The organism is Bacillus sp. LH1 (assembly GCF_057924895.1).
The window spans coordinates 2,743,570-2,770,263 of the sequence record NZ_CM175007.1 but is presented as its reverse complement, the minus strand read 5'-3'; the positions used below and the strand labels follow the sequence as shown (position 1 = coordinate 2,770,263).

At 32.5% G+C, this 26,694-nt stretch carries 29 protein-coding genes; 25 read left to right on the top strand and 4 right to left on the bottom strand.

All coding sequences use genetic code 11. The annotated features are described in order from the left end of the window. The first annotated feature begins 186 nt into the window (after nt 1–186). From ACX9TM_RS14375 to ACX9TM_RS14345, 7 genes are all read left to right on the top strand, one after another. The gene (locus tag ACX9TM_RS14375) at nt 187–1,770 is read left to right on the top strand and encodes a M3 family metallopeptidase (RefSeq protein WP_001158171.1); all 1,584 of its coding nucleotides are present in this window, start codon (nt 187–189) and stop codon (nt 1,768–1,770) included. A gap of 12 nt (nt 1,771–1,782) precedes the next feature. After that, nucleotides 1,783–2,532 (top strand): WecB/TagA/CpsF family glycosyltransferase, encoded by a 750-nt coding sequence (locus ACX9TM_RS14370; RefSeq protein ID WP_000372664.1) that lies wholly within the window; start codon nt 1,783–1,785, stop codon nt 2,530–2,532. Between the two features lie 17 nt (nt 2,533–2,549). Beyond that, complete coding sequence (locus tag ACX9TM_RS14365; RefSeq protein ID WP_065382460.1) at nt 2,550–3,263, top strand: 5'-methylthioadenosine/adenosylhomocysteine nucleosidase; 714 nt, start codon at nt 2,550–2,552, stop codon at nt 3,261–3,263. A 2-nt stretch (nt 3,264–3,265) separates the two neighbouring features. Continuing rightward, nucleotides 3,266–3,925 (top strand): HAD hydrolase-like protein, encoded by a 660-nt coding sequence (locus tag ACX9TM_RS14360; protein WP_061457349.1) that lies wholly within the window; start codon nt 3,266–3,268, stop codon nt 3,923–3,925. 55 nt (nt 3,926–3,980) lie between these two features. Continuing rightward, a complete protein-coding gene (locus ACX9TM_RS14355) occupies nt 3,981–4,685 on the top strand; it encodes an alpha/beta hydrolase (RefSeq protein ID WP_048656226.1) in 705 nt (234 codons plus the stop codon). A gap of 267 nt (nt 4,686–4,952) precedes the next feature. Continuing rightward, on the top strand, nt 4,953–5,411 hold the full coding sequence (locus ACX9TM_RS14350) for a GNAT family N-acetyltransferase (protein WP_000651656.1): 459 nt from the start codon (nt 4,953–4,955) through the stop codon (nt 5,409–5,411). A 99-nt stretch (nt 5,412–5,510) separates the two neighbouring features. Then, nucleotides 5,511–6,008, top strand: a complete 498-nt coding sequence (locus tag ACX9TM_RS14345; RefSeq protein ID WP_000504411.1) for a DinB family protein — start codon at nt 5,511–5,513, stop codon at nt 6,006–6,008. A 44-nt stretch (nt 6,009–6,052) separates the two neighbouring features. On the opposite strand, the gene ACX9TM_RS14340 is transcribed toward ACX9TM_RS14345, so the two are convergent. Further along, nucleotides 6,053–6,469 carry a hypothetical protein gene (locus tag ACX9TM_RS14340; RefSeq protein WP_000591763.1) on the bottom strand — a complete coding sequence of 139 codons (417 nt, stop codon included), beginning with the start codon at nt 6,467–6,469 and terminating at the stop codon, nt 6,053–6,055. Between the two features lie 121 nt (nt 6,470–6,590). Between ACX9TM_RS14340 and ACX9TM_RS14335 the strand changes: the two genes are divergently transcribed. From ACX9TM_RS14335 to ACX9TM_RS14290, 10 genes are all read left to right on the top strand, one after another. Then, nucleotides 6,591–7,238, top strand: coding sequence for a response regulator transcription factor (locus ACX9TM_RS14335; RefSeq protein ID WP_000865969.1), 648 nt, complete (start codon nt 6,591–6,593; stop codon nt 7,236–7,238). Next, on the top strand, nt 7,231–8,607 hold the full coding sequence (locus tag ACX9TM_RS14330) for a sensor histidine kinase (protein ID WP_001037254.1): 1,377 nt from the start codon (nt 7,231–7,233) through the stop codon (nt 8,605–8,607). The genes ACX9TM_RS14335 and ACX9TM_RS14330 overlap by 8 nt, the downstream gene beginning before the upstream one ends. A 189-nt stretch (nt 8,608–8,796) precedes the next feature. After that, nucleotides 8,797–9,639 (top strand): peptidylprolyl isomerase PrsA, encoded by an 843-nt coding sequence (locus ACX9TM_RS14325; RefSeq protein ID WP_065382402.1) that lies wholly within the window; start codon nt 8,797–8,799, stop codon nt 9,637–9,639. Nucleotides 9,640–9,961: 322 nt separating this feature from the next. Next, entirely contained in the window at nt 9,962–11,701 is a 1,740-nt protein-coding gene (locus ACX9TM_RS14320) for a Xaa-Pro dipeptidyl-peptidase (RefSeq protein ID WP_000038291.1), read from the top strand. Between the two features lie 227 nt (nt 11,702–11,928). Next, nucleotides 11,929–12,690 carry a class I SAM-dependent methyltransferase gene (locus ACX9TM_RS14315; protein ID WP_000490911.1) on the top strand — a complete coding sequence of 254 codons (762 nt, stop codon included), beginning with the start codon at nt 11,929–11,931 and terminating at the stop codon, nt 12,688–12,690. Between the two features lie 100 nt (nt 12,691–12,790). Next, nucleotides 12,791–13,351: an AAA family ATPase gene (locus tag ACX9TM_RS14310; protein WP_065382403.1), complete on the top strand. Its 561-nt coding sequence runs from the start codon at nt 12,791–12,793 to the stop codon at nt 13,349–13,351. 140 nt (nt 13,352–13,491) lie between these two features. Next, entirely contained in the window at nt 13,492–13,755 is a 264-nt protein-coding gene (locus tag ACX9TM_RS14305) for a hypothetical protein (RefSeq protein ID WP_000432423.1), read from the top strand. 369 nt (nt 13,756–14,124) lie between these two features. Further along, entirely contained in the window at nt 14,125–14,355 is a 231-nt protein-coding gene (locus tag ACX9TM_RS14300; RefSeq protein WP_000789031.1) for a hypothetical protein, read from the top strand. A gap of 534 nt (nt 14,356–14,889) precedes the next feature. Then, the gene (locus tag ACX9TM_RS14295) at nt 14,890–15,381 is read left to right on the top strand and encodes an ankyrin repeat domain-containing protein (protein ID WP_000400680.1); all 492 of its coding nucleotides are present in this window, start codon (nt 14,890–14,892) and stop codon (nt 15,379–15,381) included. Next, nucleotides 15,378–15,974, top strand: coding sequence for a DJ-1/PfpI family protein (locus ACX9TM_RS14290; RefSeq protein ID WP_000981423.1), 597 nt, complete (start codon nt 15,378–15,380; stop codon nt 15,972–15,974). Before ACX9TM_RS14295 ends, ACX9TM_RS14290 begins: the two co-directional genes overlap by 4 nt. A gap of 19 nt (nt 15,975–15,993) precedes the next feature. Here the strand turns inward: ACX9TM_RS14290 and ACX9TM_RS14285 are convergent, their stop codons facing one another. Next, nucleotides 15,994–16,920, bottom strand: a complete 927-nt coding sequence (locus ACX9TM_RS14285) for an aldo/keto reductase (protein WP_000559360.1) — start codon at nt 16,918–16,920, stop codon at nt 15,994–15,996. A 284-nt stretch (nt 16,921–17,204) separates the two neighbouring features. Between ACX9TM_RS14285 and ACX9TM_RS14280 the strand changes: the two genes are divergently transcribed. The 7 genes from ACX9TM_RS14280 (at nt 17,205) to dltD (ending at nt 24,215) form a co-directional block, all read left to right on the top strand. Then, nucleotides 17,205–17,561: an FtsB family cell division protein gene (locus ACX9TM_RS14280; RefSeq protein ID WP_001228738.1), complete on the top strand. Its 357-nt coding sequence runs from the start codon at nt 17,205–17,207 to the stop codon at nt 17,559–17,561. 297 nt (nt 17,562–17,858) lie between these two features. Further along, on the top strand, nt 17,859–18,185 hold the full coding sequence (locus tag ACX9TM_RS14275) for a DUF3870 domain-containing protein (protein WP_000271313.1): 327 nt from the start codon (nt 17,859–17,861) through the stop codon (nt 18,183–18,185). A gap of 186 nt (nt 18,186–18,371) precedes the next feature. Continuing rightward, on the top strand, nt 18,372–19,433 hold the full coding sequence (locus ACX9TM_RS14270) for a dipeptide epimerase (protein ID WP_053082644.1): 1,062 nt from the start codon (nt 18,372–18,374) through the stop codon (nt 19,431–19,433). Between the two features lie 39 nt (nt 19,434–19,472). After that, nucleotides 19,473–20,474: a C40 family peptidase gene (locus ACX9TM_RS14265; protein ID WP_000755417.1), complete on the top strand. Its 1,002-nt coding sequence runs from the start codon at nt 19,473–19,475 to the stop codon at nt 20,472–20,474. 20 nt (nt 20,475–20,494) lie between these two features. Further along, a complete protein-coding gene (locus ACX9TM_RS14260) occupies nt 20,495–22,117 on the top strand; it encodes a peptide ABC transporter substrate-binding protein (protein WP_072770355.1) in 1,623 nt (540 codons plus the stop codon). A 114-nt stretch (nt 22,118–22,231) separates the two neighbouring features. Continuing rightward, nucleotides 22,232–22,765 carry a GNAT family N-acetyltransferase gene (locus ACX9TM_RS14255; RefSeq protein WP_000061617.1) on the top strand — a complete coding sequence of 178 codons (534 nt, stop codon included), beginning with the start codon at nt 22,232–22,234 and terminating at the stop codon, nt 22,763–22,765. Between the two features lie 268 nt (nt 22,766–23,033). Further along, nucleotides 23,034–24,215, top strand: coding sequence for a D-alanyl-lipoteichoic acid biosynthesis protein DltD (gene dltD / locus ACX9TM_RS14250; protein WP_000782309.1), 1,182 nt, complete (start codon nt 23,034–23,036; stop codon nt 24,213–24,215). Between the two features lie 40 nt (nt 24,216–24,255). On the opposite strand, the gene ACX9TM_RS14245 is transcribed toward dltD, so the two are convergent. Both ACX9TM_RS14245 and uptA read right to left on the bottom strand, forming a co-directional pair. Further along, nucleotides 24,256–24,480, bottom strand: a complete 225-nt coding sequence (locus ACX9TM_RS14245) for a hypothetical protein (RefSeq protein WP_000558689.1) — start codon at nt 24,478–24,480, stop codon at nt 24,256–24,258. Nucleotides 24,481–24,646: 166 nt separating this feature from the next. Then, nucleotides 24,647–25,252, bottom strand: coding sequence for an undecaprenyl phosphate transporter UptA (uptA, locus tag ACX9TM_RS14240; RefSeq protein ID WP_000952913.1), 606 nt, complete (start codon nt 25,250–25,252; stop codon nt 24,647–24,649). 277 nt (nt 25,253–25,529) lie between these two features. Between uptA and ACX9TM_RS14235 the strand changes: the two genes are divergently transcribed. After that, entirely contained in the window at nt 25,530–26,645 is a 1,116-nt protein-coding gene (locus ACX9TM_RS14235; RefSeq protein WP_065382540.1) for an HD domain-containing protein, read from the top strand. Nucleotides 26,646–26,694: the final 49 nt, after the last annotated feature.

Sequence of the window (26,694 nt, the reverse complement as noted above, 5' to 3'; positions counted from 1 at the left end):
CAATCTTGTAGAGGGATTATTTTTTATATGTGTAATGATACTTAATGGTAGAAGAAAAGAGTATAAATAAGAATATATTTATAGGAATTTAAATATTTGAATATATCAAAATTTTTCCATTTCATATATAATTGTGTGTGGAGAAATATCTGTAACTATTTGTAAAAATAGGAGGTGGCTATAAAAATGCAAGAAAGTGCTAGATGGGATTTAAATCGCTTGTATTTGAATGAGGATATTCTATTTCCGATTTTGGAGTTGAAAGAGCAATATTTTGTAACAAAAGATGTAGAGATTCTTTCAAAGCTTATACAAGTTATTGAAAAAGCAGAATACTATTTGTACTGTCGATCGGTTGAAGAAAGTGTTCCATCTGACCTTACTAAATTGACCGTGAAAGTGAAGGAACTAAAAAGTGAATTACAGCAAGTAATAAAACATAATGAAGTGGAAACTTCAGATAATACTAAGTTAATAAAAGATGAACTTAATGCGTGGGAAAATATGTACATACAATTACGGGATAGGATAGAAATAGAGCACAATAATAAACTATTATCCTTTGGACAAGCAAATACTATTGCAATGAATAGTGATAATGAAAAGGAAAGATTAGAAGTATTCGATTCATTAACATGTGCTTTACATAAGGAAAAAGAAATCTTTGCTACTGTATTAAATCAAGTAGGGAGATTGCGTAATGCAAAGAGTGATGAAATAGAAGATAGAGAGATTTTAACACAATCTTTTCATGCGAATGGCATTTCAGAAACTGTATTATTCCAAATGTGGAATGCGACAGAAGAAAACCTTGATAAATTAGTAAGTGCTTTAAACGTGTATAAGAAAGGGAAAGCTTCGATTACATGGCATGAACTTATGACAGTAAAGGAAAGTAATGAGGTCATGATTCCTTTTTCAGTAGCAATACAAAACGTTTATGATGCATGGAAGAATATTGATGAAGAATTAGCAGAATTTGCACGTAATGCGATAGAAAGTGGTTGGGTAGATGCTGAACCGAGAGAGAATAAACCACCAGGCGGGTTTTGTGCTCCATTTTTCAGTGAGAAAGAATCGCGAATTTCCATTCGTTATGATGGGAGTATAAATAGTGTAAGAGTGCTCGCTCATGAATTAGGACATGCTTGGCATTTTTATAATATGAGTTTTGAACAATCTACATCTTTTTTAGATGATTATTTGCCAATGAGTACGGCTGAATCAGCATCTATTTTCTTTGAAACGGTACTCTTAAATTATCTAATTGAAACAACGGATAGTAAAGATACGAAAAAGTCATTACTTAGCTGGAAAATAAGAAATAGTTTTAATTATGTAATGGCAATACGAGCATCGTATCAGTTTGAAAAAACATTTTATGAAAAATGTAAAGAGGGTCCTTTAAGTGCTGATGAAATTGAGAAATTATCTATAATTGCACAAAAAGAAGCTTATGGAAATGCTTTAAGTGAATACCAGCCGTTTGTATGGATGAAATATATTCAATTTTATATAGCAGATGTTCCTTTTTACAATTATCCATACACGTTTGGATATTTAGTAAGTTTTAGCTTATTAGAAATAGCTCAAGAAGGTAAAAGTACTTTTCATTCGAAATATAAAGAGTTCTTACGAGAAACAGGAAAGGCTTCAGTAGAGGAGCTTATGAAAAAACATTTTGAAATAGATATAAGAAATTATGAATTTTGGAATAAAGCTTTTATTCAAATTTCTAAAGACATTGATGAATATTTGCAGCTTATATAAGGGGAGAGTACAGTGGATCAGCAATTTATAAAAGGTATACCTTTTTCAACTTTAGAATATGCAAAAGCTATAAGTTTATTAAAAGGTTGGTTATATGAACAACAAGAGAAACCAAGGTTTGTAGTAACTGCAAATCCTGAAATTGTTATGTCTGCAAAGGAAAATACGGAAAAATCAAAGGAGTTTAAAAAGATGTTACTATCTGCGGATTTAATAACAGCGGATGGGATTGGTGTCATAATTGGCTCGAAAATATTAAAAGGAACTTTGAAAGAACGTGTTACTGGGGCGGATTTAACTCACGATTTAATAAAATATTGTAACGACAATGAATATCGTGTCTTTCTTTTTGGAGCTGCGCCAGAAAGTAATAAAAAGGCATTAGAAAAATTAAATGAGCAGTTCCCAGGAGCACAATTTAAAGGACAGCATGGATTTGTAAATGGTGAAGAAATAGAAGAAATAAAAATGAAAATTAAGCAATTCAAACCGCATTTATTACTTGTAGGACTAGGTTCACCAAAACAAGAAGAGTTCATTTATGAAAACATACAAACATTAAACGTTCCGCTATCTATTGGTATCGGAGGAATGATTGATATAATATCTGGTACTGTAAAAAGAGCACCGAAAATAATGAGGGATACTGGAACTGAATGGCTGTATAGGTTACTCTCACAGCCGAAAAGATTAAAGAGACAACTTGTACTTCCGAAATTTTTATTGTCGGTTATGTCAGAGAGGATTAAAGGGATTAATTAATAAAGGGGACTACATACATGAACAGAACCGGCATTATCGGAGCAATGCAAATTGAAATAGATTTACTTTTAGAAAAGCTAGTAATACAAGAAGAACAGACAATAGCGGGAATGCCATTTTATATTGGAGAATTCATGGGAACAGAAGTAATTATTGCACGTTCTGGTGTAGGGAAAGTAAATGCAGCTGCATGTGCGCAAACATTAATTCATAAATTTAATGTAGACTCTATCATCAATACGGGCGTTGCTGGTGGATTACATCCAGATGTAAAAGTTGGTGATGTAGTTATTTCAACGAATGTTACCCATCATGATGTAAGTAAAAATCAAATGAAAAAATTATTCCCGTTTCAAGAGGAGTTTATTGCAAGTAAGGAATTGATAGAGTTAGCACGTAAAGCATGTAACAGTAATAGTTCAAATATTCAAGCTCACGAAGGAAGAATTGTAAGTGGTGAATGTTTTGTTGAAGATTCAAAGTTAAAGGCAAAATTAATAGACGAATACGCACCTCATTGTACAGAAATGGAAGGTGCAGCAATTGGACATGTTGCCTACATAAATGATATACCGTTTCTTGTTATACGATGTATTTCTGACAGTGCAGATGATGAAGCTCAAGTTTCTTATGATGATTTCGCGAAAACTGCTGCAAATTATTGCTCAGAAATTATTATTGAGATTCTTAAAAATATATCTGGTAAAACTATAGTCCAAAAGGAGAGATAAGAATGTTACAAGCATTAATTTTTGATATGGATGGAACATTATTTCAAACAGATAAAATTTTAGAATTATCGTTAGATGATACTTTTGATCACTTAAGATCACTTCAATTATGGGATACGGTAACACCGATTGAAAAATACCGTGAAATTATGGGTGTGCCGCTACCGAAAGTTTGGGAAGCTTTATTACCGGAACATTCTATTGAAATAAGAGAACAAACAGATGCATATTTTTTAGATAGACTAATTGAAAACATAAAAAGCGGAAAAGGCGCTTTATATCCAAATGTAAAAGAAATATTTACATATATAAAAGAAAATAATTGTTCAATTTACATTGCTAGTAATGGTTTGAAAGAATATTTACGAGCAATCGTAACGTATTATGCTTTAGACAAGTGGGTGACTGAAACGTTTAGTATTGAACAAATACAATCGCTAAATAAAGGTGACTTAGTTAAAAGTATTATGAACAAATATGATATAAAAGAGGCAGCGGTAGTCGGTGACCGGCTATCTGATATAAATGCAGCGAAAGACAACAGTTTACTTGCAATTGGATGCAATTTTGATTTTGCGCAAGAAGAGGAACTTGCTCAGGCTGATATAGTAATAGATGATTTAATAGATTTAAAGCGGATACTGCCTGCTGTACAGAGATAAATAAAGTGTGTGAATTTTTTTCGAGTCCTATATGTCTTATTTTATGGAGGGGAATATGCTTAAAAATAATTTTAAAATTAGTAATATTCCTGCGGTTTTGTGGGGAGATAAGAGTGAAAAAATTTTTATTGCAGTACATGGAAATATGTCAAATAAGGAAGATGCAGTTATTCAAATATTAGCTGAAGAAGCCGATCGAAAAGGTTATCAAGTATTAAGCTTTGATTTACCTGAGCATGGAGAAAGAAAGAATGATAACACTCCTTGTAAAGTACAGTTTTGTGTTAATGAATTATCTATAATTATGAACTACGCAAAAGAACATTGGAAAGAAATAAACGTGTTTGCATGTAGTATGGGAGCATATTTTAGCCTTTTAGCTTTTCAAAATGATGTGATAGAAAAGGCATTATTTTTATCACCAGTAGTTAATATGGAACGAATTATAGAAAATATGATGAAATGGTTTAATGTAACACCGGAGCTTTTACAAAAAGAAATGACTATAGAGACACCTATTGGTCAAAAGTTATATTGGGATTATTTATGCTATGTAAAAGAGCATCCTATTAGTACATGGAATACAGATACATATATTATGTACGGAGCTAAGGATGAACTGTGCGAATTTGAAACTATTAACTATTTTACAAAAAAACATTGTTGTGAATTAGAAGTTATGGAGACGGGTGAACATTACCTTCATACTGAAGAACAGTTAAAAATATTTGAACAGTGGTTACACAAACATATTGATTAACAAATTACAATTTATCTTGAACCTGTTAGAGAAGAATGGGGAATATATAAACTGATAGTATATTTGAGAGAAAATATAAATGTGAATGTATACACTTAAACAAACAGATGCTTTAGTTAAATAAGAATTAAACAACTATATTATCGATTTATATCTAAAGTGAAGAATACACATACTACGAATTGAATAAGATAACAATCATAAAAATGCTCAGAATCAAAAATTCTAGAGCATTTTTATGTATTTTCATAGTAAGGGGAGATTTACTTGAAAGATATACATATTCAACAAATTGAAGATTTAATGATATACGAACACGATTATCTTGTTCAGGAAAGCAAAGACGAAGGATTTTATTTCCTAATAAAACTAATAAGTGAATATGAAAATAAAATAAACACGTTTAATAAAACTGGTGAATGCTTATATGGGATTTTTCAAGGGGAAAAGTTAATTGGAATAGGAGGGTTAAATGAGGATCCATATACAATAAACAATAAGATTGGTAGGATAAGGAGATTTTATATTGCAAAAAAATACCGAAGGAAAGGATTAGGGAGGTTATTATTAGCGAGAATTATAAACGATGCGAAAAAACATTTTAATATTGTTGTTTTAAATACAGATACAGTACAGGGTGACAAATTTTATACTTCGAGTGGATTTCTGAAAGGGACAAAATATATGGGAGTGAGCCATTATTTGAACTTATATAAAAGGATATAGTGAATTATTGTTTACTTCTCCAGTAGAACTTTTGTTCTGTTTCGTGTAGATTGATGTTATAATTTATAAGAATCTAATATTAGAATGGAGAATTGGATGATGGGAGAAAATAAAATTATTAATGATTTCAATGAATATTCAATTTGGATAAATACATTGAAAGGTATGAAAGAGGAATTGTGGGTGGCACCAATATCAGAGGGGAAATGGACTATTGGCGAAATAATATCTCATATTATGAACTGGGATGACTATCTATTACGTGAGACATTATCATCAGTGAGAGATGGGAAGGGAATGGAGTTCCCTGATTTTGATACATATAATAAACTAGCATCTAGTTATGCCAAATCCGGTATATCTAAGATGAAACTTCTTGAAGAAGCAAAATCTAAAAGAGAGTTACTCGTAAAAGAACTTAGATTACTATCTGCTGGAAATCTAAAGAAACCTTTAACGGCCAATGGAGTATCACATTGTCCTCATACCGGAACGCCATATTCTCTTATATATATTATTAAAGAATTTGTAGATCATGATAACCATCATAAAAGACAGGTTATTCATTTTTTAAATGAAAATCAAATTGTTAATTGATAAAGAAAGATCCCGCAAATCATATTTGTGGGATCTTTCTTACATTATAACTTAACCTTCATGTGTTTCAATAATAATCCTGGTTTACCTTTTACATAATAAAAATGCGGATTATTTTCATCATCATAAAGCATAATATAAGGCTTTTCATTTAGTGGGAGCAGTATAAGTACTTCGTCTATTGTAGTGTGTAACCATTGATTAGTAATAGAAACCGGCTTAGATAAAGGGATTTTTATCATATAGCCATCTTTTGGAACGACATTTAAGTTTTTAAATGGACCAGTTATTGCTTTAGCGTATTGAACTGCTTCTTTTTGGATTACTGGATCTAAAGATTGTTTTTGAATGACCATTTCTTTTTGACAATCAAATACTTCAATTTGTTGATTTGTATTTGCGAACGCATTTGTTGATAATAGAAATAGAAGAAGAGAAATGACCCCGATTTTTTTTATCATAGTACAACACCTCACCATTACTATCCCCTCAAAAGCTTTAAATATTTTTCTGTCACATTCATGTAACAAAGATGTTGTATGATACAATTGGTTTTTGTTTAAAAGCAATGGAGGAAAAAATATGAAAGTATTAATTGCAGATGACGAACAAGATATGTTAAGGATTTTAAAAGCTTATTTTGAAAAAGAAGGATTCGAAGTTTTTTTAGCAAAAGACGGAGAGGAAGCACTTCAAATATTTTATGATGAAAAAATTGATTTAGCTATTTTGGATTGGATGATGCCAAAACATAGTGGTATTACTGTCTGTCAGGAAATAAAAAAGAATTCAAGCGTGAAAGTATTAATGCTTACGGCGAAAAGTGAAAGCGAAGATGAATTAGCAGCGCTTCAAAGTGGGGCAGATGAGTACGTGAAAAAACCATTTCATCCAGGAGTACTAATTACGCGAGCGAAAAAACTTATTCAGCACGATGATATTATTCAAGTACAAGATGTAAAGATAAATTTCGCCAAAAATAAAGTATATAAAAATGATATAGAGTTAGAAATTACAAAAACAGAGCTCGAATTAATAAAATGCTTTTTAAATCATAAAGGAACTATTTTAACTCGTAAAAAATTGTTAGACATTGTATGGGGATTTGACTATTTTGGAGAAGAGAGAACGGTTGATACACATGTAAGAAGGCTGCGTAAAAAAATTGGAGAAGATATTATTAAAACGCATCGTGGGCTGGGTTATAGTTTGGAGGAACAAAGTGAATAAACTTGGGAAAAAGCTATTTCTCAGCATTTCTTTAACCGTTATTCTTATATTTACAATTTCTTTATTATTAATTAACTTTCTCCTGCCGAAATATAATATTTATAAAACACGTGAAAACTTAAATGAATTTACAACTCAAATACAAAATGCGCCAGTCAATGATTTAGAAGATGTTATTCATACAATTGAAAGTGAAAATAATGTTACAATTGCGTATACGCCAATTAATCAGTCAGAAGATGCTATGAACGACGCGTTACGCATGCAACTTACGAAAAAGAAAGTAACGTTAAATAAGCTTTGGATTACGAAAGACGAAGTTATGAAAGTGAAGACGGAAGGGCAATCGAATAAACTGTACGATCAAGGAAAGGTAAAAGCGAGTTTTTTTGCTAAATATATTGCGAAAGATGATACGATAATTTTAATTGGGACTTCCATTGCGAATTCAAATGAAATTATAAATACGTTAAATACATTTTACTTATATATCCTATGTTTCTCGCTCCTTCTTATTATTTTACTTGTGTGGATACTTTCAAAAATAATAACGACACCACTGAAAGAGTTAAGTGATGTGGCTCAGGATATTTCACATTTGCAGTTTAAAAGAACGAAAGTGAAAACGAATGATGAAATAGGAGAGTTGGCCAATAGTATTAATATCATGAGTGAAAAACTACATGAAGCACATCAAGACTTAACTGATCGTAATGAACATTTAAAACGATTTATGGGTGATGTAACGCATGAATTAAAGACACCGATCGCATTAGTAAAAGCATACTCTATGGGGATTAAAGATGGATTAGATGATGGGACTTACGTAGATACAATTATTAAACAAACAGATCAAATATCAAACTTAATTGAAGAACTATTACGATTTTCTAAACTAGAAAGAGATATTTTACAAAAAGAAGAATTCCCCATTGAACCACTGGTCCAGAGTATATTAGATAAGCATCAGATTGAACTGGATTCGAAAGAAATTAACTTGCAAGTAAATTGTAATGCGGGCAATACAATCGTTTATGCAGATTTAAATAAAATGAGAATGGTGTTTCAAAATTTAATTTCTAATGCGATAAAATATACAGCAAATCAAAACATAATAATTACATTAGAAGATAGAAATAAAAGTATATATTTCCAAATAAAAAATGGCATTCCTACGGATAAAATTAAGGATATCGAGAAAATTTGGGAGCCTTTTTATGTACTAGAATCTTCTCGTAGTAAAGAAAAATCAGGTACAGGATTAGGTTTAGCGATAGTGAAAAGTATTTTAGAAAGGCATGGTTTTGAATATGGAGTTTCCTCTATAGATGGAGAAATTCAATTTTATATAAATGTGAAAAAGGACTAATGAAAATATTAGTCCTTTTTGCAGCTTTAGAGATTAGCGATATAGGACGAATCACCATAATTTTCAAAATTGATGTATTAAATGGAGAATTAGCAAATGTTCTACTTTCATTAAATTCACGTGAAGTTCACAGGAAAACGTTATATTTACATAGTTATATTTGAATTTAATGAAGTGAGGTATTCAGATTTGAACAGAAAGAAATTAGTAATTGGTAGCATTTTAATGGGTATGACGTTATCTTTATCTGCATGTGGTTCATCAGATAATATTGTAACGACAAAATCAGGAAGCATTTCAGAAAGTGATTTTAACAAAAAATTAAAAGAAAACTACGGTAAACAGAATTTATCTGAAATGGTAGTAGAGAAAGTATTACATGATAAATATAAAGTTACGGATGAAGAGGTAACGAAACAACTAAAAGAATTAAAAGACAAGATGGGCGATAATTTTAATACATATATGGAATCCAATGGTGTGAAAAATGAAGATCAGTTGAAAGAGAAATTAAAACTTACTTTTGCTTTTGAAAAAGCTATTAAAGCAACCGTAACGGAAAAAGATATTAAAGATCATTATAAGCCAAAGCTTCAAGTTAGCCATATTTTAGTAAAAGATGAAAAGACAGCAAAAGAAATTAAAGAAAAATTAAATAGTGGCGAAGATTTCGCGGCATTGGCTAAACAATATTCAGAGGATCCAGGTTCTAAAGAAAAAGGTGGGGAACTATCTGAATTTGGACCTGGTATGATGGTGAAAGAATTTGAGGATGCTGCGTATAAGTTAGAAGTTGGTCAATTGAGTGAACCTGTTAAATCTTCTTTCGGATATCATATTATTAAGCTAACGGATAAAAAAGAGCTTAAACCGTATGAGGAAGAGAAAGAGAATATTCGTAAAGAATTAGAACAGCAACGTATACAAGATCCTCAATTCCATCAACAAGTTACTAGAGATCTGCTTAAAAATGCAGATATAAAGGTATCTGATAAAGACTTGAAAGATACCTTTAAAGAGTTAGAAAAATAATAAATGGAATGTAAGGCAATCGATAGAAATATTGGTTGTCTTTTTCTCTATTTATCCCGCTATTTGCCGGGCAGTAAGACCCCACCTCAAAATTCAGCGAAAGCAAAGAAGTGGCCCTGCTGATCGTAAACGTCCAATTGGTGAGGGTTGATTAAAGTTTCACTTTATAAAGAAGGTGGGAGTGGGAAAATAATTTCACACCTCCATTAAATTTTACTTAATAAGAAATCTTTGAGTTTCTCAACTTTTATATAAAAATAAAACTGAATTTTCAGTTATTTTGTTATATAGTAAAAGAGAACGAATAAGGGGAGGGAATATTTTGAGTAAAAAGAAAATGGCAATTACACTGTCAGCAATGCTATCTGCAACAATTATACCTAGCTTTACTATGGATGTGCATGCAGAGAAGAAGGAAGAGACTAAAAATACGAAAATTGAATTAGAAAATGGGATGACAAAACCGATTTATTCTCTCGATGAAGCTATTATCGAAAATTTATATGTAGAGACAGAAGTTGATAGTGATCAAGACGGTAAGAAAGACAGAGTATCGATAAAAGTTATGCGTCCAAAGACAGATCCGAATGTGAAAGTTCCTGTTATTTATGAAATGAGTCCATATCGATCTGGATTAAAAGATGTTCCTGTATATAATGTAGATGAAGAATTGTATGCGTATGAAGGAAAACCGTATGGAGCGATTAATCTTGGTTCGTATGGGAACTATTACGTGCCAAGAGGTTATGCAGTTATTTTAGGCGAAAGTATCGGTACTGGAAAATCAGATGGATGCCCTACAACTGGAGATGAACAAGAGATACTCGGGACAAAATCTGTTATTGATTGGGTAAACGGTCGCGCGAAAGCATTTACAGAACAGGGTGAGGAAGTTCAGGCAAATTGGTCTACAGGCAATGTAGGTATGACTGGAGTTTCTTATAATGGTACATTACCAAATGCTGTTGCGACTACTGGAGTTGAAGGTTTAAAAACAATTATTCCAATCGCAGCAATTAGTAGTTGGTATGATTATTATCGTGCAAATGGTGCAGTCATTGCTCCAGGCGGATATCAAGGAGAAGATACAGATAATATGGCAGAAGCAGTACTGACAAGGGAAAACCCTGAAGTTTGCGGACAAGTTATAAAAGAGTTAACGGCTGGACAAGACCGAAAAACAGGTAATTATAATGATTTTTGGGATAAACGTAACTATGTAAAAGATGCTAAAAATGTAAAAGCGAGTGTATTTGTTGTTCATGGTTTAAACGATTGGAATGTTAAAACGAAACAGTTCGCGCAATGGTGGGAAGCACTTGGAGAAAATAATGTTCCGCGTAAAATGTGGCTACACCAAGGTGGTCATGGTGGGACATCAAGTAATAACTGGCAGCAAACACAAAATAAATGGTTAGATTATTGGTTGTACGGAATTGAAAATGGAATTATGGATGAACCAATGGTTGATGTGCAAAGAGAAAATAAAACGTGGCAAAAGATAAAAAATTGGCCAGATCCAGCAGCTGTACCTTCAAAAATCCGTATGTATTTAAGCAATAAATCAGTCAATTTGCCACTAAGTATGGGATCGGCTAATAAAGTTTTCTCATTCTTAGATGATGCACAAATAAAATCAAACCAATTAGTAGCAAACCCAGAATTAGAAGTAGCAAATCGATTAGTATATACAATGCCTGTACTGCAAAAAGATACGCGTATAAGTGGTACACCAAAGATTTCAATTACAGGAAATATTGATCGATCTGTATCAAATTTAACAGCGTTACTTGTTGACTATGGAGGAGCGAAGCCGGAAATCGTAACGAGAGGCTGGATGGACCCACAAAACGTAAAGAGTATAGAAAATTCAACAGCGATTCAACCGGGCAAAGATTATACATTCACATGGGACATGCAGCCAGATGATTATGTATTTAAAGCGGGGCATCAAATCGGAGTTGTTTTAATTGCAAGTGATTATGATTATACAATTAGACCGAAAGCTGGTACAAAACTTACTGTGAAATTAAGTGAAGTGACATTGCCGATTGTGAAATAAATATTTTTTCTAAAGAGCTTACTAAAGTAAGCTCTTTAATTTGTAGTCTGAATTTTAAATTTTTATATTTCAAATTGGAAGGTTATGTAATACAATATCATTATATTCTATGGAAAGTGAGTGATATATTATGACAGTCAGCTCTTTCGAAATCTCATTAAAATTAGAGGTACAGGAAGATTAGTTGAATTGAAATCTTCCGTACGTAAAAACGGAGGAGAAAATAAATGTTTAGCTTTTATAGTACACTTTGTACGGAACTGTATGATTACACAAAACCAGTCGGTTATTCTTTAAATGGTGATATTGAGTATTACAAAGAACGTTTAAAAGATTGTAGAGGAAGAATCCTCGAAGCTGCAGTAGGTTCAGGGCGTGTCATCATTCCGCTTCTAGAGGCTGGTTTTAAAGTGGATGGGATAGATTATTCACCTGAAATGCTAGATTCTTGCCGTAAGCGCTGTAAAGAGAGAGGCTTACATCCTAATTTGTATGAAGGAAGCTTGCAACAATTTTCACTTCCGCATAAATATGACGCAATTATCATTCCTACTGGATCTTTTTGTTTAATTGAAAATCGTGTGGATTCTATAAATGCATTAAAATGTTTTTATGAACATCTTAATCCAGGTGGACGATTAATTGTAGATATTATGCTCCCGCATAAATGGAAGACTGGGGAAATTCATACATCGACTTTCTCTTTGCCAAGCGGAGACGGAATCACATTAGAAAATAAATCAATTGAAATAGATTGGCTGAACCAAGTTACTGTATCATATTTGAAATATGAAAAGTGGAGTAAAGGACAGTTAGTACAAACAGAATTGCAACGCTTTGCGCTGCGCTGGTATGGAATAGAAGAGTTTATACTTCTTTTAGAAAGTATAGGTTTCTCAAACATTACTCGCTCTACTGAATATGTTTATGAAAAAGAACCGTCAAATGCAAATCAAACGATTACTTTTGAAGCTGTGCGAAAAGAATAGAACTAAAACTATGAATAAAAAATAAGGCAATCGTTTTAAAATCGGCTGTCTTATTTTTTATTTTATGTAATGGTTTATAGAGAAAGATTGGGGGAAATAAATGAAACTTATATTAATATTTGGCCCACAAGCAGTTGGAAAAATGACAGTGGGGCAAGAATTAGCAACATTAACCGGTTTAAAACTTTTTCATAACCACATGACAATTGATTTAGTAAGTCCAATTTTTGATTACAGTACGAAAGAAGCAAAAAGACTAGTAAGTTTATTTCGTAATGAAATATTTGAAGAAGTATCTAAAAGTGATTTATCTGGAATAATTTTTACGTATATATGGGCATTTGACCTCCAAGAGGATTGGGATTATATACATCATGTAGAAAATATTTTTGAATCAAAAGGTGGGACAGTGTATTTTGTAGAGCTGGAAGCGGAATTAGATGAAAGATTAGAACGAAATAAAAGCCCGAATAGATTAGAACATAAACCGAAAAAAAGAGATATTGAGTGGTCTGAAAATAATTTGAAAGAAACGATGAAAATGCATAGATTAAACTCTCTTCATGGTGAAATTGAAAAAGAAGAGTATATAAAAATTAATAACACGTATTTGAGTGCAAAAGAAGTAGCGGAAATGATTAAAGAGAAGTTTCAATTGTAAAATTCCCGAAGTCTATTTCGTTTCTATTGTCCAAGCATTCTCCTACTAATTACATATACTATTTATGTTAAAATCGGTCACTATTTTAGATGGTGCTATTTTAATATATATAACTATGCAGGGAAGAGGGGAGAATAAATTTGGAAAACGTAGAACAAGATAGAATTGAAAATCAAGTGTATTCAAATCGTGTAGTAAGATCAGAATTTGATGCGAATTGGGAAACTTGTATATCAAAGAGTGGTTATGTAATTTATGTAGCAACAAGTAATAATGCTGAAGTAATAGTGCTTCTTGCAGATGGTTCAAGTAAATTATTAATTTTCGAAAAAGGCGGTAAAGTAGTTGTAGGTGGCGGTGGAACAAGTCATTACAGTAAGCCGCATATTGCAAGAAATATTTAAGATAGAGCATGTTAATTAAGAAGAAACTAGAAAACGGTTGTCATTCATGTTTAGGGCATGATAGACGAACCGTTTTTTATTTGTTTATAATTTTAGAAGAACTTCATTGATTACAAATACATCAGGATGAGCAGCGAAATTAGAAGAAAACTTGGCGGGTAATGGTACAAAATATTATGTACATTTGCAAGAATCTTACAGCGATATAAAAAAGCATTTCCTATTTGGGGAAACACTACTTCTATGTTATAGTATAATAGTGTTTTTAGATGGTACTATTTTAATATATCTATAATTTTGTTATGTATTATTTTCATATTAAATTAGCACCTAAAGTATTTTTTTATATAAGGAGTAGTAATTAGAGAAATGAAAAATATAGACTTTATACTAGAAAGTGACGAAGCATTAAAACCGTCTGAACGATTAGTACTATTATTATTAGAGAAGCATAGAATGTTATATACGAACGATCTATTGGCATTATCAAATTTATCATATAAAACATTAACAGATTCATTAACGGCGCTAGTTTTAAAATCGTATGTGTTAAAGGAAACAGGTAAGGGAAGAAGACAGAATTGCTATAGATTAGTATGATAAGGCAGCTGTTTTAGAAACTTTTACATATGTTTTTTCAATTGTAAGGTGAAATTGTATTTTTGTTTTCGAACGAAAAACTTACTATAAGAGGGGCTAAGATAGTAGTGTTTCATTTTTGTAAATATAATTATTCTATCATTGAAAACACAAAAATAAAATAAACCGCATAAAACAGAAATAAAAAAACAATCCATTTTTAAAATGGATTGTTTTTTATTGGAATAATATTATTTGATATGTTGAAAGCATAAATAGCAGAATAAACATTACCTGTTTTAGTTCATGCAACTGAACAAATATGATGAAAACTATGTGTATAGTTTTTTGCTTGCTTTTTCAGTCACTCTAATGAAATCATGGTCTTCATTGTTTAAAGGCAGTATTTTTAACATTATTGCTATTCAGCATTAAGCACAAAAAAAGTGATATATAATATTATTATGTAAACTTAAGGTTTTAAAAGGAAAATATAATAATGAATAGAACATGTAGAAGGAGATGCTTAAATATTTTGAAGGATGGGAGATTATTATGGAGCATTTACAATCAATAGCACAAGCTGTTATAAGTGGTAATAAGGAAAAAGTAGTGAAGTTTATAAAGGCGAGTCCAAGTATTGTTAACGAATGTAGTGAAGATGGATGGACACCACTTCATTTAGCAGCTTATTTTGGACAGAAAGAAATAGCGAGTTTTCTTTTAGAAAGTGGTGCAGATATACATAGTAGAGCGAAAAACGAAAATGAAAATACGCCTTTGCAAGCAGCAATTGCGAACAAGCAAAGTGAACTTGTTGCTTTCTTAATTGAAAAAGGATTAGATGTAAATATTATGCAAAGTGGTGGCTGGACAGGACTTCACGAAGCGGCATTATTAGGAAATGAAGAAATAATTATGTTACTCCTTAAAAATGGAGCTAATAAGATGATAAAGAAAAATGATGGGAAAACAGCGTATGATATTGCATTAGAAAAAGGATATGATCATCTATTACATCATTTGAAACAGGAAGTGAACTTATGATGAATAAATGGAGTGTTGGTATATTTTTATTTAATGAAGTAGAAGTGTTAGACTTTGCAGGGCCATTTGAAGTTTTTTCTGTAACTGAGGTGAATGAGGAAAAACCATTTACTGTTTATACAGTTAGCGAGAATGGGGAAATGATTACAGCAAGGAACGGATTGAAGGTACAGCCAGATTATAGTATTGAAAATTTACCACCAGTGGATATTTTAATAATTCCGGGTGGGCTAGGTGCTAGAGAATATGAAATAAAAAATGAAATAGTAATAAAATGGATTCGCCAACAAATGAAAGAAGTAAAGCTGATGACTTCAGTTTGTACAGGAGCGCTATTACTGGCGAAAGCAGGTTTACTGGAAGGTTTAAAAGCAACAACACATTGGGCTAGTATTGAAAAGTTTAAAAATGAGTTTCAAAATGTTGAAGTTATAGAAAATGTAAAGTTTGTAGATGAAGGACATATTATAACATCTGCCGGAATTTCAGCTGGAATTAATATGGCATTTCATATTGTGAAAAACTTGTTAGGTGTGCATGTTGCGGAGGACACAGCGAAGCGAATGGAGTATGATATTAGTTTCCCAAATTAAAAAGCCCGAATTGGGCTTTTTATATTGAATGAATATAGTTAAGCTCTTCATCACTCAACATAGGGCGAACAGATGCATTTGCATTTTCTTGTGCTTGTATTCCTGTTTTGGCACCAGGAATTACAACACTTACTGCCGGATGAGAGAGTACATAGCGAAGTGCAAGTTGCCCTAAGGTCTGATTTTTATTTGAGAGCAACCGAAGTTTCTTTACAGTTTGTAAGTCTTCTTGAAACCAAGTTTCATTTGGCCAATCTTTGCGTAAATCTCCATCCGGAAAAATTGTTTTATTTGTGAATTTTCCAGTTAAAATGCCCATTTTTAATGGACCACGAATAACAGCTCCTAAATTTTTCTCTTGTAAAAATGGTAATATATCTTTTTCTGGTTTTCGATTTAATATATTGTAATCAAGCTGTACGATATCAATTTCGTTGTTGTTATTGAAATGATGAATGTATTGTAAATCATGAGTCGAAACACCGACTGCCCTTACTTTTCCATCACGTTTTAATATGTCAAATGCACGTAGAAATGCTTCTGTTTCTCTACGATTATGCCACCAAATATGACAAAAATAAAGATCAATATAATCTGTTTGAAGACGTTGTAAACTTGTTTCAAATACGGCGATGATTTTTTCGGGAGTATCATATACAGGAACTCCATTAGGGTCGTAGTGGTGTCCGATTAAACCACCTTTCGTTGATAGGATAATATCATTACGATGTCCTTTAATCGCGGTAGCCACCAACTTTTCACTATGTCCTAAACCATACACATCCGCAGTATCAATAAAATTCACACCACACTCAATTGCTTTTTTTATAGCAGTTATAGATTGTTTATCGTTAACAGGTCCCCATTCATCACCACCGATTGCCCATGCCCCAAAACCTATTTCAGAAACAGTTATTCCAGTTTTACCTAATGTGCGGTAATGCATATTTCTCCTCCTTGTAAGCATGTTATAACATGGATATGTGGGGTAAGAATTTTGTGTGTGAAAAAACTCTTCTACAATAGTAGAAAAAGAATTACAGAAACTACTATTTTATAGCAGCATGTATAAAAAAAAACGGTGTAAATGTAGAAATGTCGTCGAATGCTATCTTTAATTGGTTAATTTATGGGATATTTTTGTGAAGGAGTTTATTTTATAAGAATAGAATTTAGTTTAGTAAGAAAACGTGCCGATGGTAGTGAAAAATATGGGTTAGGGGGATTTGAATGAGGAAACTCAAACGAGTAAATGTTCCTAATATACCAGAACAATCATCACAACCTAGTGACAAGCGTAAGATAAATAAAAAGAAGTTAAGGCGTCTTATTTTAATGGTCCTTTTTATTGCAGCAACTACTCTGTACGTTCAATATATTTTAACGAAACAACAAGAAGTAATTGATAAAAAGAAAGATACGATTACGGATCAAAAGAAACAATTAGTATCTTTAAAGAAAGATAAAGATTCTTTAAAGACTAACATAGAAAATTTAACAGACGATGAGGAAGAAATTTTGAAGTTAGCGAGAAAAGAGTATCAATTTTCTAAGTCAAATGAAACTATATTTGTGATGCCAAAGTAATAAAAAAACAGTTAGCCATTGAACTGCACCTCCAATTGTTAGGCAGCGTCTAACAATTGGAGGTGCAGTTTTTTATGTATGAATGTCATGGTACAAGGAACAATCACATATTGTAAAAATGAAGAGTTTAAGCTGTTTTCATAAATATGGAATATACACTAAAATAAATGTTGTTAAAATTCTGTCAATTATATTATAATACAAGGTAAGCGGATACATTTTTTAATCAACGTTGAGTTCCTCGCTCATACGACTATTAAGAAACCCGTTATCCTCGTATAAGAAAGGAAGATAGCTGTGTACGCTTCAAATACAATTTATATCGTAGGGGATGCGAAAGCACCTCAAAATAATCCCATTACTGAAAAGTTTAAAAGCTATTTCGTAGCATTTATCCTTGTTAAGGATACAGGGGAAATTGTAGATGCAGACTGCTCAGCGACAATTGCATTAACATCTCAATTTGTTAAATATTTATTTCTACATAAAAATATAAATGACCCGGCGTTAGTAATGGAAGTAAAGAACCGATATTTCGGTTCTTCTCAAAAAGCGTTACTTGTAGCGCTAAAAGATGCACAGAAAAAATATAATCAGCTTGCTGCTTTGTCTACTCAATCATAGACAAAATCCAGCCGTAAGAATCATTCTTATGGCTGGATTTTTTTATTTCACATTATCGTCCTACATTAAAAGTAAACGAAAATAAAGTAGAGAGATAGGAGAGTAAATGCCCAATGGGTTTACCTAATAATCCGTGGGTATAAATCTCCGGTGGATTAAAATTTCACTTCATTGGAGAACGAAAGGATGAACAAAATGAAAATTACAGATGTAAAAGTAAATCGTAGACGTGTAAAACTGCATACACCGTTTAAAACCGCGCTTCGTACTGTAACCGAAATTGAAAGTATAGATGTTTATATTCATACAGACGAAGGAGTGATTGGTAAGGGGGCTGCAGCCGCAACGCCAGTTATTACGGGGGATTTCACCAGCGGAATGGAAGAAGCGATTTTAGGGCCGATGCGTTCATGTTTAATTGGTCAAAATATCATTCAATTTCAGCAGTTACTACAGCGCATTCAAATGAGTTGTATTGGAAATTCAAGTGCGAAAGCAGCGGTAGATATCGCTTTATATGATGTATATTGCCAATATCAAAATGTGCCGTTATATGCATTGTTAGGCGGGAAGAAAGAAATTCATACCGATATTACAGTGAGTGTGGATGAGCCTGTATTAATGGCAAAAGAAGCGAAGAAACATATAGAAAAAGGATTTCAAATATTAAAGATTAAAGTGGGTAAAGAGGCGCATTTAGATTTGGAACGTATTGAGGCAATTCGAAATGTGGTACCAAGAAATACGACATTACGTTTAGATGCGAATCAAGGTTGGAGTCCAAAAGAAGCGGTTTCTATCATTCAAGAGATGGAAAATCGTAATTTAAATATAGAATTTATTGAACAACCAGTACACGCGAAAGATTGGGATGGGTTAAAGTACGTCAAAGATCGTGTGCAAACGCCAATTATGGCCGATGAAAGTATATTTTCAGCAAGTGACGCATTAAAGCTCGTTCAAGGAAGATATGCAGATTTCATTAATATTAAATTAATGAAATGTGGTGGCATACGTGAAGCATGGCGTATTGCTGATATCGCAGAAACAGCTGGTGTGAAGTGTATGGTGGGCAGCATGATGGAGTCTTCACTTTCCGTTAGTGCTGTTGCGCATTTAGCGGCAGCGCATCCTAATATTCATTATTTTGATCTTGATGCACCGCTTTGGTTAATGGAAGAGCCAGAAGGAATGACTTATTCTGGATCAAAGGTAAACCTTCAATCGACAGTGAATAGTAAATCTTAGGAGAAGAGACAAGTAAACTATCTTTTAAGGGGGATATATATGAAAAAAGTAGGAACTGCATTTTTAACAACTTTATTTATATTTTCATCGTTTACATCGGCAAATGCTGAAGAAAAGAAGGATAATAAAGCATTTATAGATGTATCTGCTGCAACGTTATGGACAGCACCTGATTCATTAAGACCAATCGATACACCGAGTGCAACAAATCCAGTGGATCTATGGAAATGGACGAAATCAATGACACTTGACGAGAAACTATGGTTAACAAATGCAAATAAATTAGAAACACAAGCTTTACTCGGTCAAGAAGTAACTGTTATTGATAAGAAAGGTGAATGGGTGAAGGTATTAGTGCATGGACAGCCAACACCACGAAATGAAGAAGGTTATCCGGGCTGGATGCCTGAAAAACAATTAACATATAATCAAGAATTTGCAGATAAAACAAATGAACCTTTTGTCTTAATAACTAAACCAACAGCGATTTTATATATAAATCCTTCTGAAAAACATAAATCACTTGAAGTCAGTTATAATACAAGACTGCCGCTATTAAGTGAAGACACAATTTCATACCGTGTATTGTTGCCAAACGGTCAGAAAGCATGGCTACGAAAAAATGATGGAACAGTTTACCGATCTCAAACTGATATTCCAACTCCGGCGGCCAATGATTTAATTAACACAGGGAAAATGTTTTTAGGCTTACCGTATATATGGGCTGGTACAAGTGGTTTTGGATTTGATTGCTCTGGCTTCACACATACGATCTATAAATCGCACGGCATTACAATTCCGCGAGATTCTGGACCGCAATCAAGAGCAGGGGTTGCAGTTGATAAAGAAAATCTACAAAAAGGAGATTTAATTTTCTTTGCACATGATCAAGGGAAAGGTAGTGTCCATCACGTTGCAATGTATATTGGTGATGGCAATATGATTCACTCACCAAGAGCTGAAAGGTCGGTAGAGATTATACCGCTAAATACACCAGGATATATAGAAGAATACGCTGGTGCTCGTCGTTACTTACCTTAAAAATAGAAGGGGGTTTTTAAATGAAAAAAGTTATTCGTTACTCATTAGTTAGTACTCTATTAGTTTCTTTATTTTTAGTTGGTTGCGCAAAAGAAAAAACTGCAACAAAGCCGAAAGATGAGAAGAAAGTATTACAGTTACTAGAAACAGGTGAAATTCCGTCGTTAAATTCAGGGAGAGTAACAGATGCAGTCTCGTTTAACGTTTTGAATAACGTAATGGAAGGACTATTCCGTCTATCGAAAAATGATGAAGTAATTGAAGCCGGCGCACAAAAATATGGAGTGAGTAAAGATGGAAAAACATATACATTCCAATTACGTGATGCGAAATGGTCTAACGGAGAGCCAGTAACCGCTCATGATTACGTATACGCTTGGAAGCAATTGATAAATCCAGATACTGCTTCTCAATATGCATACATTGCGTACGATGTAAAAAATGCTGAGAAGATAAATAAAAAACAACTAGGTCTAGATGAATTAGGAGTAAAAGCGAAGGATGATAAAACATTCGTCGTAGAGCTAGAACATCCTGTACCGTATTTTACGAAATTATTAATTTTACCATCCTTCTATCCAATTAACGAAAAATATGCGAAAGAGCAAGGTGATAAATATGGATTAGAAGCAAATAAAGCGGTATATAATGGACCGTTTACATTATCAGAGTGGAAGCATGAAGCTAGCTTTACAATGAAGAAAAACGATAAGTATTGGGATAAAAAAGAAGTGAAGTTAGATGAAGTAAACTATCAAATTGTAAAAGAAATTTCAACTGCGGTAAATTTATATGAAACAGATAAAGTTGATAGAGCTGTTATTTCTACAGAATTCGTAGATAAATATAAAAATAATAAAGAGCTAAAACAATATACAGATCCAGTTATGTACTTCTTCCGATTTAATGAAAATGTACCGATTCTTAAAAATAAAAATGCACGTCTTGCGCTAAGTACAGTTTTTGATAAGAAGGGACTCGCAGATTCATTTTTAAATGATGGATCGGTTGCAGCAAACTATTACGTACCAAAAGGATTTTTAAAGGGGCCAGATAAAAAAGATTTTAGAAGTACGGCAGGTGAGTTTAATAAAACTGATGTAAAAAAAGCGAAAGAATATTGGGAAAAGGCAAAGCAAGAAACAGGTACAGATGAAGTGACGTTAGAACTATTAAATTATGACTTGGAAAACTTTAAAAAAGTTGGAGAGTACATTAAAGAGCAGCTTGAGAAAAACTTACCAGGATTAAAAGTGAATGTGAAATTACAACCACATACGCAAAAATTAGCACTTGAGAAGAAGAAAGAATATGAAATGTCGTTATCACGCTGGTTACCAGATTATCCAGATCCAATGACTTACTTAGAAGTATTCCTTTCTGGAAGTAGCGTCAATAATACAGAATATGCAAACCCAGAATATGATGCGTTAATTAAGAAGATTAAAACAGAATTAGGTAATGATGAAAAGGCTCGCTGGAAAGCAATGCAAGAAGCTGAAAAAATGCTACTTGATGATGCAGTAATTGCACCGGTATTCCAGCGCGGATTATCTTACTTACAAAAACCATATGTGAAAGATTTATATGTACATCAATTTGGTCCAGCTACAAGTTTAAAATGGGCAGATGTACAAAAATAAAAGAATGGAGAAACAGACTTCATGTATGTGATAGTCTGTTTTTCTTATTTAAAGTTAGAAAAATAGTTCATGGTATAATTTATTAGTCTGTAAACAGTATTTGGAGGGGAAATGATGTCTATGTTTGAAGAAGAGAAAGTAATTTATACAAAAAGATTATTTATGAGGAAACCAATTGTAGAAGATATTAATCAGTTTTATAACATATTAAAAAAAGATACTGTTGGCAAATGGTTGGCTAAATCAAGAGGAATGTCGAAGGAAGAAACAAATGATTATATTGGGCAACTTATCTTACATTGGGAACAGTATGACTTCGGGGTATGGTTGTTATTTAATAGTGAAACAGGAAAGCTTTTAGGACATTGTGGTTTAAGAAAGGTAGATGAAACAGGTGCAATAGAAATTATGTATCTCCTTGACCCAGAACATTGGAGGAATGGGTATGCATTAGAAGCAGCAGAGGCTTCCATTAAATATGCAATAGAGACTTTGAATGTAACAAGAATAATTGCTAGAGTTAAAGTAGCAAATGAGAGCTCGAAAAAACTTTTACGAAAGCTCGGGTTTATATATACTCATGAAGTTAATCATAGCGGGCGTTTATTATCATATTTTGAACTTCATACATCATCCGAAGAATTCTAGACATTTCATATGTTTTTTTATTGTTAAAAAATAAAATTATTACTAAAATTCCAGTGTGAAATTTATGTAGAATCTTGTATAATTAAAATGTTTCTATGGAAACATTTTCTTGCGCTATTTATATAGGGCTTAATAGAACAAGGAAGGAAATACATACATGTATATAATAGATAAATAGAATGGAACATGTATAGAGACAAAGGAGAGAAAAGATGACGTGTCAAAAACAAGGGTTACAATTTAATAACGATAGAAAGAGGGACAGAAGATGAAAATGAAGCATGCTTTTGGTCCTATAATTTTAGCATGTGTGCTTTTTTTCATTATCATTCTAATCCCATCGAAAAGTTTAGTATCGCTTATTAGTGATAAGAAGGTAGAAGATGCGGCAACTTCTTTACAAAAAGAGAAATTACAAAGTGTTTTCTTACAGCAAAAAATGTTAGAGAATTCACAGTATTTACCGATGTACGGTTCATCAGAATTTTTACGAATGGATGCATATCATCCGTCTAATTATTTCAAAGTAAATCCAGCTGGTTTTACACCGTTTTTAATTGGAACTGGCGGTACACAAAGTTTAGCTCATATTTTAAATATGACATCTACTATGGATGAATTAGAAGGTAAAAAAGTAGTCTTTGTTCTTTCACCACAATGGTTTACAAAGACTGGTGTCTCACAAGGGGATTTCACTAATAATTTCTCCAAACAACAAGCATATCATTTTATTTTTAATGATAAGATAAATCCAGAAATGAAAAAGCAAATCGCGAAACGGCTATTAGATTATAAAGTTGTTCAAGAAGATGATATATTAAAAAATTCATTAGAAGGTATTGTATATAATGATACGAAACATAACATAAAAGCAGGTTTAGTTAAACCACTTGCTTATATGCATCGAAATATTTTAGATCATAGAGATATATTTAACTCTTTATTTAAAATCGAACCGATGAAGGAGAAAACAAATATCGGACTTCGTTCAATTTCTTGGGAAGACGCACGTAAACACGCAGAACAAGAAGGGAAAGCTGAGTCTACTACAAATACATTCGGAATTGAAAATCCGTATTATCATAAGAATAATCTGAAGAAAAAACTAAAAGGTTTAAAAAACTTTAGAGCAAATGAAACATATGATGAATCACCAGAATACGATGATTTACAAATTATTTTAGAGTTATTTAAAGAGAAAAATGTCAAACCACTCTTTATTTCTGTACCTGTAAATGGGCCTTGGTATGATTATACTGGCTTCCCGAAAGAACGCCGTGAAGTGTATTATAAAAAAGTTCGAGAACAGGTTGAGAAAGCAGGATATCCAGTAATTGATTTCTCTGGTCATGAATATGATAAGTATTTCTTAAAAGATACGATTCATTTGGGCTGGAAAGGTTGGATTTATTTTGATGAAGCAGTGCAGAAATTTTATTCTGAGAAATAAAGTATAGAAATCGGAATGGCTATGAGCCGTTCCGATTTTTTTAGTATAGAGGATTTTGGTGAGGACAATTTGGGAATGCATGTATATCTTGAATCTGTCTATAATCATAATGTTTCATTGCAAACTGAGCTTGATAAAGGTATTCATACACATATAATTGACCATCATGCGCTGAACATAATACACCAGAAGTTCCTTGCCCATTTATGAAGGAAATGCCGATAGGGCGTCCGATTAAGTACGGTATTTTTTGCTGCCAATGCATAGGGGAATCACTCCTTTTTGAGATAATATACGAAAGAAATGATCAAATGGTTGCTTATCCATGTAAATGTAGATGGAAAGGTATTATATAATTCCTGAAGATTAATTCATATATAATAAAAACCGCTATAATTCCGAATGAATTTATAGCGGTTTTTATTATATTCTTAAGCGAGATTTTTACGCTTTTTTGTCCATTTTTTTATAACGAAGTATAAAAGTATAAGTACGACGCCACCAATTGCGAATGATTTCACATACGGACCAGCAATATCGTTTATATTCTCCCAATTTTCACCTAGTTTTTCACCTAAATAAATGAAAATAATAGACCAAGGGATAATCGCAAGTGCTGTTAATGTAGTGAAACGTAGTAATGGCATTTTTGTAATACCAGCAGGAATTGAAATCGCATGACGCACTACTGGAATGAAGCGTGCTGTAAAAATGACGCCAGTTCCGTAACGATTAAACCAATCTTCTGCAGCATCTATTTGTTTTTTATGTATGAAAATATATTTTCCGTAACGTTCTAATATAGGGCGTCCGCCGTATCGTCCAAGCCAATAAATAAAGATTTGAGCAATAACACCGCCAATTGTACCGAATACAACAGCGCCTATAAATGAGATACTTCCATTGAATACTAAGTATCCTGCATAAGCAAGGACAATTTCACTTGGGATAATTTCAATCATAAGTCCAAGCATAATGCCCCAATAACCTAATCCTTCAAAAAACGTTAATACTGAATGAATAAAACTACTTAACATTGTTGCACCTTCTAGTTTATGAATTTTTGAGTATAAGAACCTTTTATTTAATGACGTAAAAGGTTCACTATATGTAGATTATACCTTATTTACATAGGGGATTGCTATTTCAATTCTTTTATGTCTCTCATAATTATTATAGTAAAAGATATAAGCCACGTTTTCATGAAGGGTTAATGAAAAGATTATTAAAAATTTCTCATATATCAATGATAATAGACTGAAAATTAAGTATAATGGTATAGGTCTTTCATTTACAAAAATAGGAGGAGAACGTATGTATATTACAGATCCGATTTATGGACCAATCTCTATTCGTGATAGAGATATCCTTCGATTGATAGATACAAAAGCATTTCAAAGGTTGGCGAATATTAAACAACAAGGACATACTTATTTTTTACATGAGAACGCAATACATACGAGGGAAGAACATTCGATAGGTGTATATGTGCTAGTAAATAAAGTGATAGAACATCTTACTGAGATTGGTGACATACATTTATCGAAATATGAACGAAAGCTAGTATCTACTGTAGCCCTTCTACACGATGTTGGACATGGGCCATATTCACATTGTTTTCAGCAAATATCGGGTGAAGATCATGGTGAGTGGACGGTACGAATCATTCAAGAGGACGAAGAAATACGTACGATTTTAAATCAAACACATAGATTATTAGATGATGTAACGAAAGCTTTAACAGAAGATGGAGTTTTTCCAATTATAGATGAGCTCTTATTTAATTCATTAGGAATGGATCAATTAGATTTTTGGAATAGAGATTTATATTACTCATCGCTTGAATTAGAAGGTTTACAGATAGAAGAATTGATTGCTAACATGCGTTTAATTGACGATAAACTTGTTATTGAAGAATCAGGAATCCCCTTCATCGAACAATTAATGAAAATGAAAGAAGAGCTTTACAATAATGGATTTGGCCATCCGTTTGTGATAGGAAAAGACATATTGCTGCAAACAATTTTAAAAATGATAGAGGAGAAAAATCTTTCGTTCTATACTCCTGAACTTCAAAACTTCTTTCATAAAGGAGAGAAGTTAGAAGTAGAAGACTTTCTTCCGTTACAAGATGAAATGATTTTAAATGAAATAAAGTACTTTGCAAAATCAGAGGACGTACAATTAGCGACGTTAATTCACCTTTATTTTTCAGAAGCCAAAAGTTTATCTTTTGAAAAAGGACTAGAGGGTGATTTTAAAAAGGAAAATAGCACCTTAGCAGTAATAACTGAGAAAAAGGCGTACAGTTCATATGTAGGTGGTATTTACGTCTATAGTGAGGGGCAGTTAGAGGAAATTTTAGAGAAATCAAATTTCATTCAAGAGATAGTAAAATTGCCTAAAAAAGAATATGCCTATTCAATTTGATTTGGTTCGAAAATAAAAAATGAATGAGATGGAAACGTAAATTTAGATG

Bases quoted from the DNA above. Each gene is read 5' to 3' on its own strand.
- ACX9TM_RS14375 (WP_001158171.1), top strand. From the start codon at position 187: ATGCAAGAAAGTGCTAGATGGGATTTAAATCGCTTGTATTTGAATGAG.
- ACX9TM_RS14280 (WP_001228738.1), top strand. From the start codon at position 17,205: ATGAGGAAACTCAAACGAGTAAATGTTCCTAATATACCAGAACAATCA.
- ACX9TM_RS14285 (WP_000559360.1), bottom strand. From the start codon at position 16,920: ATGCATTACCGCACATTAGGTAAAACTGGAATAACTGTTTCTGAAATA.
- ACX9TM_RS14345 (WP_000504411.1), top strand. From the start codon at position 5,511: ATGGGAGAAAATAAAATTATTAATGATTTCAATGAATATTCAATTTGG.
- ACX9TM_RS14270 (WP_053082644.1), top strand. From the start codon at position 18,372: ATGAACAAAATGAAAATTACAGATGTAAAAGTAAATCGTAGACGTGTA.
- ACX9TM_RS14310 (WP_065382403.1), top strand. From the start codon at position 12,791: ATGAAACTTATATTAATATTTGGCCCACAAGCAGTTGGAAAAATGACA.
- ACX9TM_RS14295 (WP_000400680.1), top strand. From the start codon at position 14,890: ATGGAGCATTTACAATCAATAGCACAAGCTGTTATAAGTGGTAATAAG.
- ACX9TM_RS14340 (WP_000591763.1), bottom strand. From the start codon at position 6,469: ATGATAAAAAAAATCGGGGTCATTTCTCTTCTTCTATTTCTATTATCA.
- ACX9TM_RS14265 (WP_000755417.1), top strand. From the start codon at position 19,473: ATGAAAAAAGTAGGAACTGCATTTTTAACAACTTTATTTATATTTTCA.
- ACX9TM_RS14235 (WP_065382540.1), top strand. From the start codon at position 25,530: ATGTATATTACAGATCCGATTTATGGACCAATCTCTATTCGTGATAGA.
- dltD (WP_000782309.1), top strand. From the start codon at position 23,034: ATGAAAATGAAGCATGCTTTTGGTCCTATAATTTTAGCATGTGTGCTT.
- ACX9TM_RS14355 (WP_048656226.1), top strand. From the start codon at position 3,981: ATGCTTAAAAATAATTTTAAAATTAGTAATATTCCTGCGGTTTTGTGG.
- ACX9TM_RS14290 (WP_000981423.1), top strand. From the start codon at position 15,378: ATGATGAATAAATGGAGTGTTGGTATATTTTTATTTAATGAAGTAGAA.
- ACX9TM_RS14255 (WP_000061617.1), top strand. From the start codon at position 22,232: ATGTCTATGTTTGAAGAAGAGAAAGTAATTTATACAAAAAGATTATTT.
- ACX9TM_RS14260 (WP_072770355.1), top strand. From the start codon at position 20,495: ATGAAAAAAGTTATTCGTTACTCATTAGTTAGTACTCTATTAGTTTCT.
- ACX9TM_RS14245 (WP_000558689.1), bottom strand. From the start codon at position 24,480: ATGCATTGGCAGCAAAAAATACCGTACTTAATCGGACGCCCTATCGGC.
- ACX9TM_RS14365 (WP_065382460.1), top strand. From the start codon at position 2,550: ATGAACAGAACCGGCATTATCGGAGCAATGCAAATTGAAATAGATTTA.
- ACX9TM_RS14335 (WP_000865969.1), top strand. From the start codon at position 6,591: ATGAAAGTATTAATTGCAGATGACGAACAAGATATGTTAAGGATTTTA.
- ACX9TM_RS14300 (WP_000789031.1), top strand. From the start codon at position 14,125: ATGAAAAATATAGACTTTATACTAGAAAGTGACGAAGCATTAAAACCG.
- ACX9TM_RS14315 (WP_000490911.1), top strand. From the start codon at position 11,929: ATGTTTAGCTTTTATAGTACACTTTGTACGGAACTGTATGATTACACA.
- uptA (WP_000952913.1), bottom strand. From the start codon at position 25,252: ATGTTAAGTAGTTTTATTCATTCAGTATTAACGTTTTTTGAAGGATTA.
- ACX9TM_RS14360 (WP_061457349.1), top strand. From the start codon at position 3,266: ATGTTACAAGCATTAATTTTTGATATGGATGGAACATTATTTCAAACA.